Origin of the sequence: Aureimonas endophytica (genome assembly GCF_014642635.1) — a bacterium.
GTDB lineage: Bacteria > Pseudomonadota > Alphaproteobacteria > Rhizobiales > Rhizobiaceae > Plantimonas > Plantimonas endophytica.
Genome location: NZ_BMIQ01000010.1, coordinates 47,046 through 65,822, shown reverse-complemented (window position 1 = coordinate 65,822; position 18,777 = coordinate 47,046). Strand labels below are relative to the sequence as shown.

Genomic DNA, 18,777 nt, shown 5'->3' with positions numbered 1-18,777 from the left:
GGGGCGCTCAGACGGCTTCCGGCGCGCCGACCTCGTAGAGCGAGAGGGCGCGTTCCCCGATGCCGAAGCCGGCCCAGGCGGCGCGCCATGCCGCGATATGCGCGGACTGGAAGTGCCGCGCCAGGGCCGCCCGGTCGCGCCAGCGCTCCTTCACATGGATGAGGCCGCGATCGCCGATGTCCTCGGCATAGACATAGTCGAGACAGCCGTCTTCGGCGCGACTCGCCTCGACCATCCGCAGCATGACCGGCCGCGCCGCCTCCAGATTCGCCGCCGGCAGGCGCACGGTGCCGAGAATCAGAAGCATGGGACTTTCCCGTTAGGCGGCCAAGCTCATGACCTCAGGAAGGTGAGATAGGCCGGGCGCCGGCCTTCCCGCAAGGCCTTCGCCTCGTAGCGCGTGCCCGGCCAGCCCTCGAAGGGCCGGTGCCAGTCGCTGGCGCGCCTCGCCGTCCAGGCGAAGGCCGCGTGGTCGCGGCAGGCGCGCAGCGTCCAGTCGACATAGGTGTCGATATCGGACGCGAAGCGGAAGAGGCCGCCCGGGCGGATCGCCCGCGCCAGGCGGTCGAGATTGACCGGCGAGACGAAGCGCCGCTTCCAGTGCCGGCGCTTCGGCCAGGGATCGGGATAGAACAGGTCGACACCCGCCAGCGAGGCCGGCGGCAGCCAGTCGAGAAGCAGCGTCGCGTCGTCCGGATGCAGCCGCAGATTGGGGCGCGGCGCCTCCTCCAGATCGACGAGGAGCTTGGCGATGCCGTTGCGGAAGGCCTCGGCGCCGATGAAGCCGGTCCGGGGAAAGCGATCGGCCATCGACAGGAGATGCTCGCCGCCGCCGAAACCGATCTCCAGGCGCACCGCCTCGACCGGCTGCGGAAACAGCGTCTCCAGCCGCTCCGGCGCCGGCCGCGACAGATCGAGCGCCAGCGACGGCAGGAGCGTGTCGAACAGCTCCGCCTGGCGCGGCCGCAGCGTCTTGCCCATGACGCGCCCGAAGAACGCCTCGCGGCGGCGCGTCGGATACGCCGCCCCCTCCCCGTCGGACATGATGCTCGTTCCTTTCGGCCGTCAGGCGGACAAGGCGGCCTTCAGCTTGGGCGCGAGATCGGTCTTCTCCCAGGAGAAGGAACCGTCGCGCCCGGCCTTGCGGCCGAAATGGCCGTAGGCGCTGGTGCGGGCATAGATCGGACGCGTCAGTTCCAGATGCTCGCGGATGGCGCGGGGCGTCAGCTGCATCGTCTGGCGAATCGCCTTCTCGACTTCCGCCTCGCCCACCGTGCCGGTGCCGTGGAGATCGACATAGATCGACAGCGGCTCGGCGACGCCGATCGCGTAGGAGAGCTGGATCGTGCAGCGCTCGGCGAGCTTGGCCGCGACGATGTTCTTGGCGAGATAGCGCGCCGCATAGGCGGCCGAGCGGTCGACCTTGGTCGGGTCCTTGCCGGAGAACGCGCCGCCGCCATGCGGCGCCGCGCCGCCATAGGTGTCGACGATGATCTTGCGGCCGGTGAGGCCGGCATCGCCGTCCGGGCCGCCGATGACGAACTTGCCGGTCGGGTTGACGTGCCAGACGCAGGTCTCGGCGATGGTCAGTCCCTCCAGCGCCTCGCGCACGAAGGGCTCGACGATGCGGCGCACGTCCTCGGAGGTGAGGTTCTCGTCGAGATGCTGGGTCGAGAGCACGATCGAGACGACCTCGCTCGGCTTGCCGCCGCGATAGCGCACCGTCACCTGGCTCTTGGCGTCGGGGCCGAGCTTGCCGGCCTCGCCCTCGCCCGTCTTGCGGGCCTTGGCCAGCCGTTCGAGAATCTTGTGGGCATAGTAGATCGGGGCCGGCATCAAGTCCGGCGTCTCGCGGCAGGCATAGCCGAACATGATGCCCTGGTCGCCGGCGCCCTCGTCCTTGTTGCCGGAGGCATCGACGCCCTGCGCGATATCGGCCGACTGCTTGTGCAGGAGGATGTCGATCTTGGCCTTCTTCCAGTGGAAGCCGTCCTGCTCGTAGCCGATGGCCTTCACCGCCTTGCGCGCCGCCGACTTCACCTTGGAGCGCATCTCCTTCTCGGTGAGCGAGCAGCGCACCTCCCCGGCGATCACGATGCGATTGGTGGTGGCGAGCGTCTCGCAGGCGACGCGGACCAGCGCCGGGTCCATGCCGGACTTCTTGGCCTCGCGATAGAAGAGATCCACGACCTCGTCCGAAATGCGATCGCAGACCTTGTCCGGATGTCCTTCGGAAACGCTTTCGGAAGTAAAGAGATAGTCGCCCTGCACCATCATCGGTCCCCTTGCGCGGCAACGGACGGGAGTGGCCGGCGCCGCGTGGATTCCGGCCATCGCAGGCCATTCCCGCCCTGGTCAAGCAAAATCGACGGGTCCGCTATACTGAACTCGCGCTCAGGAACGGCCGGAACCGCCCTCGTCCTCGGACGCCTCGCCGAGCGTGCGCACGAGATCGATGATCCGGCGCCGGACTTTCGGGTCGGCGATCTTCATGAAGGCACGGCTGAGCTGCAGGCCCTCGGCGGTCGAGAGGAAATCGACCACGTAGTTCGGGCCCTGGCCTTCCTGGAACCCGTCCGGCGTGGCGGCACCGTTCGGCGCGTCCTCGAAGAAGAAGGCGATCGGCACGCTCAGCACCTCGCCCATCTTCTGCAGGCGCGACGCCCCGATGCGGTTGGAGCCCTTCTCGTATTTCTGGATCTGCTGGAAGGTTATCCCCAGGCTTTCGCCGAGCCGCTCCTGGCTCATTCCGAGCATCGTGCGACGAAGGCGGACCCGCGACCCGACATGGATATCGACCGGGTTGGGTTTCTTCTTATTGTCCGACATCGCCCCGACCTGCGAACTGCATACAACCGACCGAGCCGGCCCTTCCCATGCCCGAAGACCATCGTCCGTGGGCGGATGGCGTGGCAAAGGCGGTCCTCAAAGTCAATCAATCGATACGAGCATCACGCAGCGCAGCATAGACGGAAAATAGCAACGCTCCGGCAACGGCCAACCAGAAGATGAAATTGCCGGTGCGGGCGAAGAATGTCGGCGGCAGCGCCACCGGCAGCGCCGTCTCGATCGTGCCGGCCGAGCCGAGGGCGAGGCCGTCGCGCGGAACGCCATAGGCGTCCACCACGGCGGAGATGCCGGTATTGGCGGCGCGGATCAGCGGCAGGCCGAGCGCCGTCGCCGTCAGCTCGGCCTGCCGCAGATGCTGATAGGGTCCGGGCGTGTCGCCGAACCAGGCATCGTTGGTGACGTTGAGGATCGCGCCCGGCCGATCCGCGAGCCCGTCGATCTCGTCCTGGAAGATGATCTCGTAGCAGATGAGCGAGAGGAGCGGCGGCAGGCCCGGCAGCGCGAGCGGGCGTCGATCGACGCCCGCCGAGAAGCCGCCCGGCATCTCGGCCAGCTGCGTCAGGCCGATTCGCCGCTTCAGCACCTCCTCCATCGGGAAATACTCGCCGAAGGGCACGAGATGCAGCTTGTCGCGCGCGTCGAGGATCTCGCCATTGTCGTCGATCGCATAGACGGAATTGAAGAAGCGCGGCTCGGCCCCGGCGACGATCTCCGGCCGGGCGGCGCCGGCGACCAGCGTCTCGCCGGGAAGGATCGCATCCGCCAGCCGGGCGACGGCGTCCGGCCGCTCGACCAGGAAGAAGGGAAAGGCCGATTCCGGCCAGACGATCAGGCGCCGGGTCGCGGTTTCGGCGGTGGGGACGGCGGTGGGTGCGGGCGTCGCCGGCGCCTGCGTCAGTTGCAGCAGCCGGGCGAAGATCCGCTCGGCCTCGGCCTCGTCCCATTTCTCGCTCTGGTCGATATTCGGCTGGACGATGCGCAGCGCGACATCCGGCACGGACGCATCCTGCCGCTCGGCGAGGCGCCAGGCGCCGAAGCCGAGATGGGCGGCGAGAAGAAGAAGCGCGAAAGCGACGAAGGCCCGCCCGCCCCGCGCCGCGCCGGCCAGCGCCGCGGGCGCGGCGAAGACGGCGACGGCGAGAAGTGTCAGCCCGTGCAGGCCGACGAGCGCGACCGATTGCGACAGGAGCGGCACCGGCGCCGCGAGGACGCCGAGCTCGTTCCAGGGAAAGCCGGTGAAGAGATGGCCGCGCAGATATTCGAAGACGGCGAGCGAGGCGGCGAGCGCCAGGATGCGCGCCGCGCCCTCGCTCCAGATGGCGCGCGCCGCCATCGCGGCGACGCCGAAATAGAGGGCGAGAACGGCCGGCAGGCCGAGAACGGCGAAGGGAATGGCCCAGAGGAAGGCGTCGCCCTCCACCGTCATGGCGGTGCCGAGCCACCAGAGACCGCCGACGAAATAGCCGAGGCCGAAGCACCAGCCGATGCGGAAGGCCGGCAGGAGGCGCCGGATCGCCCCCGCTCCCGGCGCGCCGGCGGCGCCGTCGAGGAGAAGGACGAGGATGGGAAAGGACAGGAAGCCGACCGCCGGAAAGCCGAAGGGCGGCAGGCCGAGCACCAGGAGCGCGCCGGCGAGACAGGCGATCAGCGCGCGCCGCCAGCCCTCGGCGAGGATGATCCCCGCCACCAGTCGTTCCAGCATCGGCGCCCTTTTTCGCTCGCGGCCCGGTCCCGGCGACCCGGCCGCCGGACAAAGGATTGGCCGCCGGGGCTTTCGCGAAGCTCGCCCCGGCGCCGGCCCGCGTCAGGAAAGATGCAGGTGGTCGCCGCCGTCGCCGCGCGCCCGCGCCTCGCCCATCCGGCGCCGGATGCGGATCTGGCGCAGCCGGCGGGGATCGGCCTCCAGCACCTCGAAGACGAAGCCCGGCAGCATTTCCAGCGTCTCGCCGACCTGCGGCACCCGGCCGAGCTCGGCGAAGACCATGCCGCCCAGCGTATCGGCCTCGTCCTCGTAGGGCGCGACGTCGAAATCGGCGCCGACGACGCGCCGGACATCCGCGAGATCGGCCCGCGCATCGACGTCGAACACGCCGTCGCCGCGCTCGGCGACCAGCATCTCCTCGTCGTCATGCTCGTCCTCGATCTCGCCGACGACGGTCTCGATGATGTCCTCGAGCGTCACCAGCCCGTCGGTCCCGCCATATTCGTCGATGACGAGGGCCATCTGCGTGCGGGTCGAGCGCATGCGCGCCATGAGATCGGAGGCGAGCATCGACGGCGGCACGAAGAGCACCTTGCGCAGGATGCCGAGCGCTTCCATCGGCGTGTCGAGCGTGATCCGCCCGAGGTCCAGCCGCTCGCCGCGCGAATCGGACGGGACGCGCGCCGTCTCCACGACATGCAGCAGCACGTCGCGGAAATGCACCATGCCCTTCGGATCGTCGAGATCCTCGCCATAGACCGGCATGCGGGAATGGCCGCTTTCCTGGAATTCCAGCATCACCTCGCCGAGCGTCGCCGAGCTTTCGATGGCGCGGATCTCGGCGCGCGGCACCATGACGTCGGAGGCGCGCACCTCGCGCAGCGCCAGGATATTGGCGAGCATGGCGCGCTCCTCCGAGGAGAAGGTGCCGTCGCCGGTTCCCTTCAACAGGGCCTCGGCCAGATCCTGGCGCGAGCTCGACGCTCTGGGGCGGAGGAACTGGACCATGCCGGCGAGAAAGCCCGGCCAAGTCGTTTCGGCAGCGGCTTCCGCCGCTGCGGGACTTCGGTCCTCCTCGCGGACCCGTTCGCTCGGGCCCTCCCGTTCGGCGCCTGCCTCGGCCTGCGCTTCGTTCATGCTGCGGATATTCATGCCCCGATGGGCTCCTGTTCAGACTTCGATGGCTGCATAGGGATCGGCGATGCCGAGATCGGCGAGAATGCGCACTTCCAGCGCTTCCATCGCCTCGGCCTCGTCCTCGTCCTCATGGTCGTAGCCGAGACAATGTAACATGCCATGCACGACGAGATGACAGAAATGGTCGGCCGGCGACTTGTTTTCGAGAGCGGCCTCGCGGAACACCGTTTCGCGGGCGAGGATCAGGTCGCCCAGCATCGGCCCCGGCCCTTCGCCCGGCATCAGATCCTCGATCGGAAAGGAAAGGACGTTGGTCGGCTTGTCCTTGCCGCGCCATTCGGCGTTCAGCGCCTGCACCGCCGCGTCGTCGGCCAGCGTAACGCCGAGCTCGGTCCCGACGGTCGCCGGCAGCCCCGCCCCCGCCGCCGCCGCCGCGACGGCGCGCCACACGAGCGTTTCGAGATCGCCGAGCCCCGCCGCGTCCCAGCCCGCGTCCTCCACCGAAAGACGCAAGGCAAGACCGGCGAAGCCGGGCTCCGCCGCGCCAGGATCGTTCGCGGCGCGCGGCGCGCTCATCTCGTCAGGCCCGCTCGCCGGGCAGGCCCGGCACGCGGCTTCGCGCGGCGTCGGAATCATAGGCCTCGACGATCGCGGCGACGAGCGGATGGCGCACCACGTCCTTCGCCTCGAAGCGCACCGTCACGATGTTCGGCACGTCGCCGAGGACACGCAGCGCCTCCACGAGGCCCGACTTCTGGCCGGGCGGCAGATCGACCTGGCTCGGATCGCCCGTCACCACCATGCGGGCATTCTCGCCGAGGCGGGTCAGGAACATCTTCATCTGCATCGAGGTCGTGTTCTGCGCCTCGTCCAGGATGACGCAGCAATTGGCGAGCGTGCGGCCGCGCATGAAGGCGAGCGGCGCCACCTCGATCGCGCCCGCCGCCAGCGAGCGTTCCACCTTGTCGGCCGGGATCATGTCGTAGAGCGCGTCGTAGAGCGGCCGGAGATAGGGATCGACCTTCTCCTTCAGGTCGCCGGGCAGGAAGCCGAGCCGCTCCCCCGCCTCGACCGCCGGCCGCGACAGGACGATGCGGTCCACCTGCCCGCGCTCCAGGAGCTGGGCGGCATGGGCGACGGCGAGATAGGTCTTGCCCGTGCCGGCGGGGCCGATGCCGAAGACGAGCTCGGCGCGCTCCAGCGCGCGCATATAGGCGTCCTGCGCCGGATTGCGAGCATGGATGGTGCGCTTACGCGTCGAGATCTGGGCGAGCGACATGCGCCCCTTCTTCTCCAATGTCGGCAGAACCAGCTGGTCGTCCTGGGCGATGGCCATGCGGATCGCGCCCTCGACATCCGAGGCCTGGATCTCGGCGCCGCCCTGAAGGCGCTCGTAGAGCATGTCGAGCGCCCGTCGGGCCTGTTCGCAGGCGACCGGATCGCCGCGCAGCTCGACATGGTTGCCGCGCGCCCGCGCATCGATATGCAGCCGCTGCTCGATCAGCGCCAGATGCTGGTCGAACTGGCCGAACAGCGCCCCGACGAGGCGGTTGTCCTCGTAGGTCAGGGCGATATGCGCCATGTCGGAGGCGCCGGGGCGCGGCGGGACGGCGGGACGTTCGGCCCTCACGCGATCTTCCTCAAAGCGGCGGGCCGCGGCGCGGCGCCGGCGGCCTCGGGCTCGCCGCCCGCCGCGATCAGCGCGTTCGGGCCGCTGCGCACGATCCGCGACGTGACGAGATCGCCGATCTCGCCCGCCGTGGCGGAAAGGACGACCGGCTGGAGATAGGGCGAGCGGCCGATCCGCTGATGGGCATAGCGGCCGGCCTTCTCGACCAGCACCGGCATCTCGGTGCCGACGAGGCTTTCCATGAAGGCGGAAGCCTGCGCGCGGATCAGCGCCTGGAGCCGGTCGAGCCGCTCGGTCGCGACCGCCTCCGGCACCTGGTCGCCGAGATCGGCGGCAGGCGTGCCCGGACGCGGCGAATACTTGAAGGAGAAGGCCGAGGCGTAGCCGACCGCGCCGACAAGGTCGAGAGTCGCCGCGAAATCCGCCTCCGTCTCGCCGGGGAAGCCGACGATGAAATCGCCGGACATGGCGATGCCGGGCCGCGCAGCGCGGATGCGCTCGACCAGCCGCAGATAGTCCTCCGCCTTGTGTCGCCGGTTCATGGCCTTGAGAATCCGATCCGATCCCGACTGCACCGGCAGATGCAGATAGGGCATCAGGATGTCGAGGTCGCGATGCGCGGCGATCAGCGCGTCGTCCATGTCGCGGGGATGCGACGTCGTGTAGCGCAGCCGCGCGAGGCCCGGCACCTCGGCCAGGCGATGCAGCAGCTCGCCGAGGCCGATCCGGCGGCCCTGGTGCTCGCCTTCCCAGGCATTGACGTTCTGGCCGAGCAGCGTCACCTCGCGCACGCCCGCCGCCGCCAGCCGATGAGCCTCGGCGAGAATGGCCTCGGCCGGCCGCGAGACTTCCGAGCCCCGCGTATAGGGCACGACGCAGAAGGTGCAGAACTTGTCGCAGCCTTCCTGCACGGTGAGGAAGGCGGCGACGCCGCGCCGACGGATGGCCTGGGCCTCGGCCGCCGGCAGATGGTCGAACTTGTCCTCCACCGCATAGTCGGTGTCGACGACGCGCTCGCCCGCGGCGACGCGGCGCAGCGCCTGCGGCAGGCGGTGATAGGTCTGCGGCCCGATCACGAGATCGACCACGGAGGCGCGGGCGATGATCTCGGCGCCCTCGGCCTGGGCGACGCAGCCGGCGACGGCGACGTTCAGCCCCTTGCCCTCGCTTTCGCGCCGGGCCTTCAGGAGCCGGATGCGCCCGAGCTCGGAATAGATCTTCTCCGCCGCCTTCTCGCGGATATGGCAGGTGTTGAGGAGAACGAGATCCGCCTCCTCCATGGTTTCGGTCGGCGCGAAGCCTTCGCTCGCGAGGGCGTCGCCCATGCGCTGCGAGTCGTAGACGTTCATCTGGCAGCCGTAGGTCTTGATGAAGACCTTCTTCGTCGCCGCGTCATCGGGCGGAAATGCCCGCGCGTCCCTGGCCTCGACCGGGCTCGACATCTCTTCTCGCAGCGTCATACGCCTTTCTGAACAATTCCGTCCGCCAAGGTCGCAGTATCGGCCTCGCGCCCGCCGGACGCAAGCTCCCTTTCGCCGGCGGGGGCGCGGGCGCCCGTCCAGGCGGCCGGATGGTGGTGGCGCAGGGCATCGAGCAGCAGGCGGCGGACGGCGGCCTCGCAGGCCCGCGCCAGCGCCTTGCGGTCGCCGCCGGCCGGAAAGCGGATCGGCGCGCCGAAGGCGACCACGGCCTGGACCGAGCCTTCGGCGAGGAAGCGCGGCAGATGCGGCACGAGCGGCACGCTGCCCGGCCAGGCGGCGAGCGGCCGGCCGAACCGGCCGAGCGGCAGGCCATGCGATCCGACGAAGGCGACGGCGACGGGCTGCACCAGCATGTCGGACCGGCCGGAGCGGCGCAGCGCCGCCTCGGCCGCGCCGAACAGCGCCGTGCGGAAGGGCAGGACCTCGTTGCCGTCGGAGGTCGTGCCTTCGGCGAAGAGCACCATAGCGTCGCCGGAGACCAGCCGTTCGGCGATGGCATCCGCCTGCTCCCCCGTGCGGCGCCGCTCCTCGCGGGCGACGAAGACGGTGCGCTGAAGCCGGGCGAGCAGGCCGAAGCCCGGCCAGCTCCGCACCTCCGCCTTGGCGATGAAGCAGAGCTCCATGATGCTGCCGAGCACGATGATGTCGGCCCAGGACTGATGGTTCGAGACGAGGAGCAGCGGGCGCTCGCGCGCCGGCGCGCCGACGACGCGGACGTCGATGCCGGCGACCGGCGCCGCGACGCGGTGCCAGAGCAGCGGCAGGCGGCGCGCCACGCGCCAGCCGCGCCGCATGGCGACATATTGCAGCGGCATGAGCAGCAGCGTCATCGCGACCAGCACGAAGGCCACGAAGGCGATTCGAAGCCGCGCGATCACCGGACTGCCGTCTCCCAAGCCATGCCCGCCGCCTTCCGCGCCGCCGATCCGAACCGATCTGGCGCGGGGTCTAGCGAAGGGTGCGCTTCAGAACAAGCGCGCTGGTGCGCCGGCCGTTGGCATCGGCGTAATAGGCCGGACGGCGCCCGACCTCCGCAAAGCGCAGCCGGCCATAGAGCGCGAGCGCCGGGGCGTTCTCCTCGTCCACTTCGAGGAACAGGCTGGCGATCCGGTCGGCATGCAGGCGTTGCAGCACCTGGTCCATCAGCATGCGGCCGATGCCCTGGCCGCGCGCCCGCTTCGACACGGCGATGGTGAGGATCTCCGCCTCGTCGGCGGCGGCCCGGACCAGCACGACCCCGACCGGCGCCGCGCCGGGACTGCCGACGCGCCGGGCGAGAAAGCCGAAGGTGCCGGGCGTCGCGAGCAGCGAGGCGAACTCGTCGCCCGACCACGGCCGGTCGAAGGCTTCGGAATGAAGCTCCGCCGCGAAGTCCACGTCGTCCATTTCCAGCTCGGTCGCCACCGCCGGGTCGCCGGCTCCCACGAGACTGTCCCAGAACGACATGGTCCAGACCCAGGGCAGATACCAGTACATCGCGCGCCGCCTCCCGCGGCCGAGGGCTCGGCCGGATGCCGCCCTTCCGGAAGAGGCCAGTATTGCGGCAGGCGAAGCGCGCGGCAAGCGGCGATGGGTCCTTGGCGGCACAAAGACTGCGGCGAAGGTTCACCCTTCGCGAACACACCGTCCGGGAGGCGGTCAGGCCGTGAGACTCGGCCGGCTCGCCTGCGGCTTGGCATCGGCGCCGCGCAGATAGAGCGGGCTCGGCGCCGCGCCGGGCGGCTTCATCACGCCGAGACGCGCGACGGCCTCGATGCGCACGTTTCCTTCGGAATCGCGGACCGGCAGATCGGCGAGACTTCCCATGGTTTCCAGCAGAAACGCGCCGCTGCCGACGACAAGCGTCGGCGCCGGCGTCAGGCCGCGCAGGCGGGCCTCCAGCGCATCGAGGGCGATCGCCTCCGGCGCGAGGATCTCCGCCCCACCCCGATCATAGGCCGCGACATAGGCCTCGCCGCGCTTGGCGTCGAGCAGGGCGAGCACCGGGCAGTCCCCCCCATGCGGCTCGGCCAGGGCTTCCAGCGTCGAGACGCCGAGCGCCGGCACGCCGAGCGTCAAGGCGAGGCCGCGCGCCGCCGCGACCCCGACCCGGAGACCGGTGAAGGAGCCGGGGCCGACCGTCGCGACGATGCGACCGATATCGCGATAGGCGAGCCCCGCCTCGGCCAGCACCTCGGCGACGATCGCCATCAGGCGCTCGGCATGGCCGCGCCCGAGTTCCGGCTCGCGCTTCGCCAGCACGTCGCCCGACGCCGTGGCGAGCGCCGCCGAGCAACGCGGCCCGGCGGTGTCGATGGCGAGGATCGCGCCGTCCATGCGCGCCGTCCTCAGACGGCCTCGACGGTCTCGACCTCGGGAATGAAGTGGCGGAGAAGGTTCTGGATGCCGTGCTTCAAGGTGGCGGTCGAAGACGGGCAGCCGGAGCACGAGCCACGCATGTTGAGATAGACCGTGCCGTCGCGGAAGCCGCGGAAGGTGATGTCGCCGCCATCCTGGGCGACGGCCGGGCGCACGCGCGTCGCAAGCAGTTCCTTGATGGCGTCGACGATCGGCGCCTCGTCCTCGGCGAAGAATTCCTCGCCGCTCTCCGGTGCGGCCGCGCCGGCGCCCCCCGCCGCCATCACCGGCTCGCCGGCGACGAAATGCTCCATCAGGGTGGCAAGAATCGAGGGCTTCAGATGCGCCCAGTCGCCGTTCGTCTTGGTGACGGTGACGAAATCGAAGCCGAAGAAGACGCTGGCGACGCCCGGCACCGCCATCAGCTTGTGGGCCAGCGGCGAGCGCAGAGCCGCGTCCTCGGGCGTCAGGAACTCGGTGGCGCCCTCCTCGTAGACGACGCGGCCCGGCAGGAATTTCAGGGTCGCCGGATTCGGGGTGACTTCGGTCTGGATGAACATGGCGCCGGCTCCGATAACGTGCCGCGAGCGCGCGGCGAGAAGGCCTTGCGCCGGAGATAAGCCTTCTTCGCTCTCGATGAAAGGGCGACGCGGCGTTCACTTCCCACGCGGCTCCGGGCCGCGCGCCGCTCAGCAGAGATGCTCGATCTCCTCGTCGGTGAGCGAGCCCGGCACGATGGTGACGGGAATCGGAAAGGCGGAGGGCTTGCCGGCGATCGAGGTGACGAGCGGCCCCGGCCCCTCGTTCGACAGGCCGGCGGCCAGCACCAGGATCGCGATCTCGCGATCGGCCTCGATCAGGGCGAGGATCTCCTCGGCGACATGGCCCTCGCGCGTCACGATCTCCGGCTCGATGCCGACCTTCTCGCGGATGTCCTCGGCGATGCGGGCGAGGCGCGCATTGGCCTCGGAAGCCGCCTCGGCGCGCATGATCGCCTCGACGCCGAGCCAGTGCGAGAAGTCGCCGGGCTCCACGACATAGAGCAGCACGACGCCGCCGCCGCTCGCCTTGGCGCGGCGGCTGGCATAGGCGGCCGCGCGGTCGCATTCCGGCGTCTCGTCGATCACCGCGAGAAATTTGCGTTTGCCGCCGGCAAGCCGGCCGATGCGCATGGAAACCATGGGCAGGACTTATGCAGATGGCGCGCGAGGCGGCAAGCGGGGCGGATCGGCGCTTGGCGCCTCCGTGACAGTGTCTTACACTCGGCGCATGACGAAAGCCTCGCCCCGCACCCTGACGGTCTCGCTCGGCCCCCAGCAGAAGCTGGTGGACGAGAGGCTCGCCTCCGGCGCCTATGCGAGCGACAGCGAAGTCGTCCGTGCCGGTCTCCGGGCTCTGGAGCGGGAGGAGACGGCGCTCGACGAAGCGCTGCGCCGCATGGTGCAGGAAGCGCTGGACGATCCCCGCCCCTCCATACCTATAGAGGAAGCCTTCGAACGTCTGCGCGCCAAGCACGGGCTTCGCGCGAAACGCTAACGGCATGTTTCGCCGCGTCTTGCTGCACAGGCTCGCCGAGCGGGATCTCGACGCCATTCTTTCGCATGTCGCGATGGACAGCCTCGCGAATGCCGAAGCCTTCGTCGATCGAATCGAAGATCGTTGTCTGTCCTTGAGCGAAATGCCGCATTGGGGGCGACGGCGCCGCGACCTTCCGGGCGACGTCCGGGAACTGGTGTTCGAGGGCCGTGTCGTGATCGTCTATGCCATCGGCAGCGCCGAGATCACGATCCTGCGTATTCTCTACGGCGGCCGAAACGCCCCCTCCGTCCCCCCGATACCCGACGACTGATTCGATCAGTCGTCCAACAGGCCGACGATCCGCTTCACGTCGCCCATGGTGCGGGCCGCGATCTCGTTGGCGCGCTCGCCGCCGCGCTTCAGCACGCGGTCGATCTCGGCGGGATCGGCCATAATGCGGCGCATGGCATCGGTGATCGGCGCCAGCTTCTCCACCGCCAGATCGACCAGCGCCGGCTTGAATTCCGAGAACTGTCGCCCGCCCTCGCGCGCGATCACCCCGGCCTTCGTCGTGTCCGCCAGCGCGGCATAGATGCCGACGAGATTGTCGGCCTCCGGCCGCCCGGAGAGGCCCTCGACGCTGTCCGGCAGCGGCAGCGGATCGGTCTTGGCCTTGCGGATCTTCCGGGCGATCGTGTCGGCATCGTCGGTGAGATTGATGCGCGAGAGATCGGACGGGTCCGATTTCGACATCTTCTTCGCGCCGTCCTTGAGGCTCATGACGCGCGTCGCCGGCCCCTCGATCAAGGGCTCGGTCAGCGGGAAATAGCCGTTGACCCGCTCCTCGCCCATCCGCATCGGCACGCCGAGACCCGCCGCCGCGATGCGGGCCGAGAAGTCGTTGTTGAACTTCGTCGCGATGTCGCGGGCGAGTTCCAGATGCTGCTTCTGGTCGTCGCCGACCGGCACATGGGTCGCGCGGTAGAGCAGGATGTCCGCCGCCATCAGGCTCGGATAGGCGAGAAGGCCGAGAGAGGCGTTCTCGCGGTCCTTGCCGGCCTTGTCCTTGAACTGCGTCATCCGGTTCATCCAGCCGATGCGCGCGACGCAGTTGAAGATCCAAGCGAGCTCGGCATGGCCGGCGACGCGGCTCTGGTTGAAGACGATGTGCTTCTCGGCGTCGATGCCGGCGGCGAGATAGGCGGCGGCGATCTGGCGCGTCTGCGAGACGAGATCGTCCTGGACGAGCTGCGCCGTCAGCGCGTGGAGATCGACCACGCAGAAGATGCAGTCATGGTCGTCCTGCAGCGCGACGAACTTCTTGATCGCGCCGAGATAGTTGCCGAGATGCAGATTGCCCGTCGGCTGAATTCCCGAGAAGACGAGAGGCGGAAAACCGCCCGTGGAACGCTCATCGCTCATCGCGGCACCCTTCTTGTCCGGGCAGAGGCCGCGAACCGGGCCGCTCTATGCCCGTTGCCCCGCGAGGGATCAAGCCGCCTCGTCCGCTCACGCCGCCCGCCTTCCGCGCTTGGCCTTGGCGAGGCGCAGGACCATGGTGCGGTCCACCGCGCCGGTGGCGAAGCAGAGGGCGAAATAGACGGCCATCGCCGTCGCGACGAGCGCGAGGATCGCCAGGATCTGGTGCGGCACGGTCGAGCCGGGTCCGGTCCAGCCGGCGAGCTCGCGCTGGAGGAAGACCAGCACGCCGCCCATCAGGAGCGAGGACAGGACGACGAGCCCGGCGCGCTTCACCAGCGCCCGGTCGATCTCCCATAGGCCCTTCTTGTGGAGGCCGGCGAAGAGGAGCGCCGCGTTCAGCCAGCCGGCCAACGTCGTCGCCAGGGCGATGCCCTGCTCCGCCAGGACGAAGAACAGGGCGAGCGACAGGCCGATATTGGCGAGGGCCGAGGCGCCCGTCACCATCATCGGCGTCTTCGTGTCCTCGCGGGCGAAATAGCCGGGCGAGAAGACCTTGATCAGCACGAAGGCCGGCAGACCGAGCGCATAGAGGCCGAGTACGGCCGCCACCGCATGGGTGGTCGAGGCGTCGAAGCGGCCGCGCTCGTAGATGAGGCGGATGATCGGATCGGGAATGACGAAGAGCGCCACCGCCGCCGGCACCGTGAGGAAGAGCGCGAATTCCAGCGAGCGGTTCTGGGTGTGCTGCGCCTCTTCCAGCCGCCCCGCCTTCAGGGAGCGGGCGAGCTCCGGCAGGAGCACGACGCCGATGGCGACGCCGACCATGCCGAGCGGCAGCTGATAGGGCCGATCGGCATATTGCAGGATCGAGACGGCGCCCGGCTTGTAGGAGGCGATCGCCTGGCCGACGAAGAGATTGATCTGCGTGATGCCGCCGATGAGGGCCGCCGGTCCGGCGAGGACCAGAAGGCGCCTCAGCCCCTTCGTCCAGCGCGGCCGGCGCAGCGAGACGCCGAAGCCGGCGATGCGCATCGCCACCGTGACCATGAGAAGCTGGCCGATGCCGGCGACGAGGACGCCCCAGCTCATCAGGAAGCCGAGCTCGCGCTGGGTGGCGCCGCCGTACCAGCCCCAGGCGAGAACGCCGATCAGCACGAAATTGAGGATGGAGGGGGCGACCGCCGCGGCGAAGAAGCGGCGGAAGGCGTTGAGGATCCCCGAAACCATCGCCAGCATCGACATGCAGGCGAGATAGGGAAACATGATGCGCGAATAGGCGATGGTGATCGCGTAGCGGGCCTCGCAGGACAGCGTCTGCTGCAAGGGCACGGCCGGATCGTCGATGCAGGTCGAAAGACCCGGCGCGATGATCGTCTCGACCAGCACCGGCATGAAGATCATCGCCAGCACCGTCAGCGTGCCGAGAACGACGAAGAGCGTCGAGAAGATCTCGGTCGCGAAGTCGCGCGCCGCCGCCTCGCCGTCCTCCTCCAGGGCGCGGGCGAAAAGCGGGATGAAGGCCGAGTTGAAGGCCCCTTCCGCAAAGAGGCGGCGGAAGAGATTGGGAAAGCGGAAGGCGAGGTTGAAGGCGTCGGCCACCGGCCCGATGCCGAGCGCCGAAGCCATCATCATCTCGCGGCCGAAGCCGAAGATGCGCGAGAAGAGCGTCGCTCCGCCGACGGTCGCGAACTTGCCGGCGAGACTCATCGGGCGGTGGGAATGCCGAAGGCGCGGGCGGAGGCCATGGAGGCCGGCGAGGTCGCCTCGCCGTCCGGCTCCTCGAAGACGGCCGTCAGGCGGCGCTGGATGCGCTCCATCCGGCTGGCGCTCGTGATCTTCATGCCTGTCAGGTCCGTCACGTAGAAGACGTCCACCACCTTCTCGCCGAAGGTCGAGATATGGGCGGAGCGGATATCGAGATTGAGATCGGCGAGCGCGCCGGTGAGGTCGGAGAGAAGGCCCGGCCGGTCGAGGCCCTCCACCTCGACCACGGTGAACATGTTCGACAGGGCGTTGTCGATCGTCACCAGCGGCGAGACCTTGAAGGCGCGCGGCCCCCGGCTCGGGCGCCGCTGCGCGAGAAGCCCCGGAATCACCGCCTGCCCGTTCAGCAGCGAGCGGATATTGGCGTCGATGCGCGCGGCCCGGCGCAGCTCGTCCGCGTCGTCGGCGAAGGCGCGGTTGACGTTGATGATGTCGAGCGCCCGCCCGTCGGCCAGGGTGAAGATCTGCGCGTCCGCGATATTGGCGCCCGTCGCCGCGCAGCCGCCGGTGAGGTTCGACAGAAGGCGCGGATGGTCCGGGCAGAGCACGATGATCTCGGTGATCGCGGCGAAGGCGTCGGTGCGGGCGAGTGTCGCGACCGGGTCGGTGCCGGCGCTCGCCCGGCGCACGAATTCGGCGTGGCGCACCTGTTCGTCGAGCGGCACGGTGAGGAAGTAGTTCTGGTAATGGAGGTCGATATAGGCGTCGCGCTCCTCGGCCGGCCAGGCCGACAGGCGCTCGGCCAGCGCGGCGCGCGCGTGTTCCAGGCGCTTGGCGCGCGGCGTCTGCGAGAAGCCGCCGGTCAGCACCGGCTCGGTCTCGTAATAGAGCGTGCGCAGGAGCTGCCCCTTCCAGCCGTTCCAGACGCCCGGGCCGACGGCGCGGATGTCGCAGACGGTGAGGACGGTGAGCAGCTTCAGCCGCTCCAGCGTCCGCACCTTCTCGGCGAAGTCGAGGATGGTCTTGCGGTCGCCGAGATCGCGCTGCTGCGCCGTCATCGACATGGTGAGATGCGCCTCGACCAGCCAGGCGACGAGATCGGTCTCGTGCTCGTCGAAGCCGAAGCGCGGGCAGAGCTCGCGGGCGATGCGGGCGCCGGCGATGGAATGGTCCTGCGGCCGGCCCTTGGCGATGTCGTGGAGGAGCAGCGCCATGTAGAGCGGCACGCGCTCGCGCACATGGCCGACGACCTCGCTCGCCACCGGCAGCTCCTCGCGGAACTCGCCGCGCTCGATCCGCGACAGGATGCCGATCGAGCGCAGGAGATGCTCGTCCACCGTGTAATGGTGATACATGTTGAACTGCATCATCGAGACGATGCGGCCGAAATCCGGGATGAAGCGGCCGAGAACCCCCGCCTCGCTCATCCGGCGCAGATGGAGTTCGGGATCGGCGCGGTCGGTGAGGACGTCGAGGAAGAGCTTGTTCGCCTCCGGATTCTCGCGCAGCGCCTTGTCGATGAGGCGCAGCGAGCGGCGGATCAGCTTCAGCGCGTCCGGGTGATATTCGAGCCCCTGGCTGGCGGCGAGCGCGAAGATGCGGATCATGTTGACCGGATCGCGGGCGAAGACCTCGCGATCGGCCACAGTGATGCGGTTGTGGTCGATGCGGAAGTCGAGCGTGCCGGGGATCTTGCGGGCTCTCGTGCGGAAGGAGCGCACGAAGGTGCGGAAGCCCGGCGCCTCCTTCGCCTGCTCGTCCTCCAGCGCGGCGCAGAAGATGCCGGTGAGGTCGCCGACATCCTTGGCGATGAGGAAGTAGTGCTTCATGAAGCGCTCCACTTCCCGCAGGCCCGGATGGGTGTTGTAGCCGAGCCGGCCCGCGATCTCCGGCTGGATGTCGAAGGACAGGCGCTCCTCCGCCTTGCCGGTGAGGAAATGCATGTGGCAGCGCACCGCCCAGAGGAAGTCGGCGGCCTTGCGGAAGAGCTGCGCCTCCTGGCGCGAGAAGACGCCGAGGGCGACCAGCTCGTCCTCGGTATCGACGCGGTAGAAGTATTTCGAGATCCAGAACAGGGTGTGGAGGTCGCGCAGACCGCCCTTGCCCTCCTTGACGTTCGGTTCGACCAGATAGCGGGAATCGCCGCTCTTCGTATGGCGCGCGTCGCGCTCGGCGAGCTTGGCCGCGATGAATTCCTTGCCGGTGCCCTCCACCACCTCCTTCTGGAAGCGGGCCGAGAGCTCCTCGAACAGCATCACCTCGCCGGTGACGAGCCGGCGCTCCAGGATCGAGGTGCGGATCGTCATGTCGCTCTTCGACAGGCGGATGCATTCCTCCACCGAGCGCGTCGCGTGCCCGACTTTGAAGCCGAGATCCCAGAGCATGTAGAGGAGATATTCGACGAGCTGCTCGCCGAGCGCCGTCTGCTTGTAGGGCAGAAGGAACAGGAGATCGATGTCGGAGCCGGGCGCCAGCGTGCCGCGCCCGTAGCCGCCGACGGCGATCACCGCCATGCGCTCGGCGGCGGAAAGATTGGCGGTGTCGAAGACATGGGTCTGCGCGAAATCGACGATGGCGCGGATGATCTCGTCCTGCACCATGGAAAGGCGCGCGGCGCAGGCGAGCCCGCTGCCATCGGCGAAGAGCATCGTCTCCACCACCTGGCGCGCCGCCGCGATCCGCTCCTTCAGGAGGAGGCGCACCGCCGCGCGCACCTCCGGCGAGCCGCCCCCGCCCCGCTCGCCGCCGACAAGCGCGCCAAGGTCGCGCGCCAGCGCCGCGACATCGAGGACGCGCGCCACCGGCCCGGCATCGACCGCCGCGATCGTCGGGACATCCGCGTCGGCAAAGGCTTTCTTCGTCTGAAGGGGCATCAATGAGGATCCTGGCGGCCACGCCGTCACGGCAGGCGGGGCCGATCGCCGCTGCCCTATAAGTAATCTCGCCGGCCGAGGATAGAAGCCGGGAATGACCGGCGACTTAAAGGCCCTGCCGGA

The 18,777-nt window shown here is 69.3% G+C and carries 19 protein-coding genes; 2 read left to right on the top strand and 17 right to left on the bottom strand.

The window, feature by feature from the left end; genetic code table 11:
- Positions 1 to 7 precede the first annotated feature (7 nt).
- From IEY14_RS23245 to IEY14_RS23180, 14 genes are all read right to left on the bottom strand, one after another.
- Positions 8 to 307, bottom strand: a complete 300-nt coding sequence (locus IEY14_RS23245) for a putative quinol monooxygenase (RefSeq protein ID WP_188912827.1) — start codon at positions 305 to 307, stop codon at positions 8 to 10.
- Positions 308 to 333: 26 nt separating this feature from the next.
- Positions 334 to 1,044 carry a tRNA (guanine(46)-N(7))-methyltransferase TrmB gene (trmB, locus tag IEY14_RS23240; RefSeq protein ID WP_188912825.1) on the bottom strand — a complete coding sequence of 237 codons (711 nt, stop codon included), beginning with the start codon at positions 1,042 to 1,044 and terminating at the stop codon, positions 334 to 336.
- A 21-nt stretch (positions 1,045 to 1,065) separates the two neighbouring features.
- Positions 1,066 to 2,271 (bottom strand): methionine adenosyltransferase, encoded by a 1,206-nt coding sequence (gene metK, locus IEY14_RS23235; protein WP_210318562.1) that lies wholly within the window; start codon positions 2,269 to 2,271, stop codon positions 1,066 to 1,068.
- A 123-nt stretch (positions 2,272 to 2,394) separates the two neighbouring features.
- Complete coding sequence (locus tag IEY14_RS23230) at positions 2,395 to 2,829, bottom strand: helix-turn-helix domain-containing protein (RefSeq protein WP_188912822.1); 435 nt, start codon at positions 2,827 to 2,829, stop codon at positions 2,395 to 2,397.
- A 106-nt stretch (positions 2,830 to 2,935) separates the two neighbouring features.
- The gene (gene lnt / locus IEY14_RS23225) at positions 2,936 to 4,552 is read right to left on the bottom strand and encodes an apolipoprotein N-acyltransferase (protein ID WP_188912820.1); all 1,617 of its coding nucleotides are present in this window, start codon (positions 4,550 to 4,552) and stop codon (positions 2,936 to 2,938) included.
- Positions 4,553 to 4,654: 102 nt separating this feature from the next.
- Positions 4,655 to 5,704 (bottom strand): hemolysin family protein, encoded by a 1,050-nt coding sequence (locus IEY14_RS23220; RefSeq protein ID WP_188912818.1) that lies wholly within the window; start codon positions 5,702 to 5,704, stop codon positions 4,655 to 4,657.
- An 18-nt stretch (positions 5,705 to 5,722) separates the two neighbouring features.
- The gene (gene ybeY, locus IEY14_RS23215) at positions 5,723 to 6,265 is read right to left on the bottom strand and encodes an rRNA maturation RNase YbeY (protein ID WP_188912816.1); all 543 of its coding nucleotides are present in this window, start codon (positions 6,263 to 6,265) and stop codon (positions 5,723 to 5,725) included.
- A 4-nt stretch (positions 6,266 to 6,269) separates the two neighbouring features.
- On the bottom strand, positions 6,270 to 7,271 hold the full coding sequence (locus tag IEY14_RS23210) for a PhoH family protein (RefSeq protein WP_188912931.1): 1,002 nt from the start codon (positions 7,269 to 7,271) through the stop codon (positions 6,270 to 6,272).
- A gap of 44 nt (positions 7,272 to 7,315) precedes the next feature.
- Positions 7,316 to 8,761: a tRNA (N6-isopentenyl adenosine(37)-C2)-methylthiotransferase MiaB gene (miaB, locus tag IEY14_RS23205; protein WP_188912929.1), complete on the bottom strand. Its 1,446-nt coding sequence runs from the start codon at positions 8,759 to 8,761 to the stop codon at positions 7,316 to 7,318.
- Positions 8,762 to 8,775: 14 nt separating this feature from the next.
- Positions 8,776 to 9,678 carry a lyso-ornithine lipid O-acyltransferase gene (gene olsA / locus IEY14_RS23200; RefSeq protein ID WP_373289041.1) on the bottom strand — a complete coding sequence of 301 codons (903 nt, stop codon included), beginning with the start codon at positions 9,676 to 9,678 and terminating at the stop codon, positions 8,776 to 8,778.
- Positions 9,679 to 9,748: 70 nt separating this feature from the next.
- Complete coding sequence (locus IEY14_RS23195; protein WP_188912814.1) at positions 9,749 to 10,276, bottom strand: GNAT family N-acetyltransferase; 528 nt, start codon at positions 10,274 to 10,276, stop codon at positions 9,749 to 9,751.
- A gap of 162 nt (positions 10,277 to 10,438) precedes the next feature.
- Positions 10,439 to 11,116 (bottom strand): tRNA (adenosine(37)-N6)-threonylcarbamoyltransferase complex dimerization subunit type 1 TsaB, encoded by a 678-nt coding sequence (tsaB, locus tag IEY14_RS23190; protein ID WP_188912812.1) that lies wholly within the window; start codon positions 11,114 to 11,116, stop codon positions 10,439 to 10,441.
- An 11-nt stretch (positions 11,117 to 11,127) separates the two neighbouring features.
- Positions 11,128 to 11,697, bottom strand: coding sequence for a NifU family protein (locus tag IEY14_RS23185; RefSeq protein ID WP_188912810.1), 570 nt, complete (start codon positions 11,695 to 11,697; stop codon positions 11,128 to 11,130).
- A gap of 129 nt (positions 11,698 to 11,826) precedes the next feature.
- Positions 11,827 to 12,318 (bottom strand): universal stress protein, encoded by a 492-nt coding sequence (locus IEY14_RS23180; protein WP_188912808.1) that lies wholly within the window; start codon positions 12,316 to 12,318, stop codon positions 11,827 to 11,829.
- A gap of 88 nt (positions 12,319 to 12,406) precedes the next feature.
- On the opposite strand from IEY14_RS23180, the gene IEY14_RS23175 reads away from it, so the two are divergent.
- Both IEY14_RS23175 and IEY14_RS23170 read left to right on the top strand, forming a co-directional pair.
- A complete protein-coding gene (locus IEY14_RS23175) occupies positions 12,407 to 12,673 on the top strand; it encodes a type II toxin-antitoxin system ParD family antitoxin (RefSeq protein WP_188912806.1) in 267 nt (88 codons plus the stop codon).
- 4 nt (positions 12,674 to 12,677) lie between these two features.
- Complete coding sequence (locus tag IEY14_RS23170) at positions 12,678 to 12,986, top strand: type II toxin-antitoxin system RelE/ParE family toxin (RefSeq protein WP_188912804.1); 309 nt, start codon at positions 12,678 to 12,680, stop codon at positions 12,984 to 12,986.
- 5 nt (positions 12,987 to 12,991) lie between these two features.
- On the opposite strand, the gene trpS is transcribed toward IEY14_RS23170, so the two are convergent.
- The 3 genes from trpS to IEY14_RS23155 form a co-directional block, all read right to left on the bottom strand.
- A complete protein-coding gene (gene trpS / locus IEY14_RS23165; protein WP_188912802.1) occupies positions 12,992 to 14,077 on the bottom strand; it encodes a tryptophan--tRNA ligase in 1,086 nt (361 codons plus the stop codon).
- A gap of 87 nt (positions 14,078 to 14,164) precedes the next feature.
- On the bottom strand, positions 14,165 to 15,784 hold the full coding sequence (murJ, locus tag IEY14_RS23160; protein WP_188912800.1) for a murein biosynthesis integral membrane protein MurJ: 1,620 nt from the start codon (positions 15,782 to 15,784) through the stop codon (positions 14,165 to 14,167).
- Entirely contained in the window at positions 15,781 to 18,654 is a 2,874-nt protein-coding gene (locus IEY14_RS23155) for a [protein-PII] uridylyltransferase (RefSeq protein WP_188912798.1), read from the bottom strand. The genes murJ and IEY14_RS23155 overlap by 4 nt, the downstream gene beginning before the upstream one ends.
- Between the last annotated feature and the right edge of the window lie 123 nt (positions 18,655 to 18,777).

Coding starts and splice junctions, on each gene's coding strand:
- IEY14_RS23170 (WP_188912804.1), top strand. CDS start 12,678: ATGTTTCGCCGCGTCTTGCTGCACAGGCTCGCCGAGCGGGATCTCGAC.
- IEY14_RS23180 (WP_188912808.1), bottom strand. CDS start 12,318: ATGGTTTCCATGCGCATCGGCCGGCTTGCCGGCGGCAAACGCAAATTT.
- IEY14_RS23210 (WP_188912931.1), bottom strand. CDS start 7,271: ATGGCGCATATCGCCCTGACCTACGAGGACAACCGCCTCGTCGGGGCG.
- IEY14_RS23245 (WP_188912827.1), bottom strand. CDS start 307: ATGCTTCTGATTCTCGGCACCGTGCGCCTGCCGGCGGCGAATCTGGAG.
- murJ (WP_188912800.1), bottom strand. CDS start 15,784: ATGAGTCTCGCCGGCAAGTTCGCGACCGTCGGCGGAGCGACGCTCTTC.
- IEY14_RS23175 (WP_188912806.1), top strand. CDS start 12,407: ATGACGAAAGCCTCGCCCCGCACCCTGACGGTCTCGCTCGGCCCCCAG.
- lnt (WP_188912820.1), bottom strand. CDS start 4,552: ATGCTGGAACGACTGGTGGCGGGGATCATCCTCGCCGAGGGCTGGCGG.
- IEY14_RS23220 (WP_188912818.1), bottom strand. CDS start 5,704: ATGAATATCCGCAGCATGAACGAAGCGCAGGCCGAGGCAGGCGCCGAA.
- IEY14_RS23155 (WP_188912798.1), bottom strand. CDS start 18,654: ATGCCCCTTCAGACGAAGAAAGCCTTTGCCGACGCGGATGTCCCGACG.
- trmB (WP_188912825.1), bottom strand. CDS start 1,044: ATGTCCGACGGGGAGGGGGCGGCGTATCCGACGCGCCGCCGCGAGGCG.
- IEY14_RS23185 (WP_188912810.1), bottom strand. CDS start 11,697: ATGTTCATCCAGACCGAAGTCACCCCGAATCCGGCGACCCTGAAATTC.
- ybeY (WP_188912816.1), bottom strand. CDS start 6,265: ATGAGCGCGCCGCGCGCCGCGAACGATCCTGGCGCGGCGGAGCCCGGC.
- IEY14_RS23195 (WP_188912814.1), bottom strand. CDS start 10,276: ATGTACTGGTATCTGCCCTGGGTCTGGACCATGTCGTTCTGGGACAGT.
- miaB (WP_188912929.1), bottom strand. CDS start 8,761: ATGTCGAGCCCGGTCGAGGCCAGGGACGCGCGGGCATTTCCGCCCGAT.
- trpS (WP_188912802.1), bottom strand. CDS start 14,077: ATGAGCGATGAGCGTTCCACGGGCGGTTTTCCGCCTCTCGTCTTCTCG.
- tsaB (WP_188912812.1), bottom strand. CDS start 11,116: ATGGACGGCGCGATCCTCGCCATCGACACCGCCGGGCCGCGTTGCTCG.
- IEY14_RS23230 (WP_188912822.1), bottom strand. CDS start 2,829: ATGTCGGACAATAAGAAGAAACCCAACCCGGTCGATATCCATGTCGGG.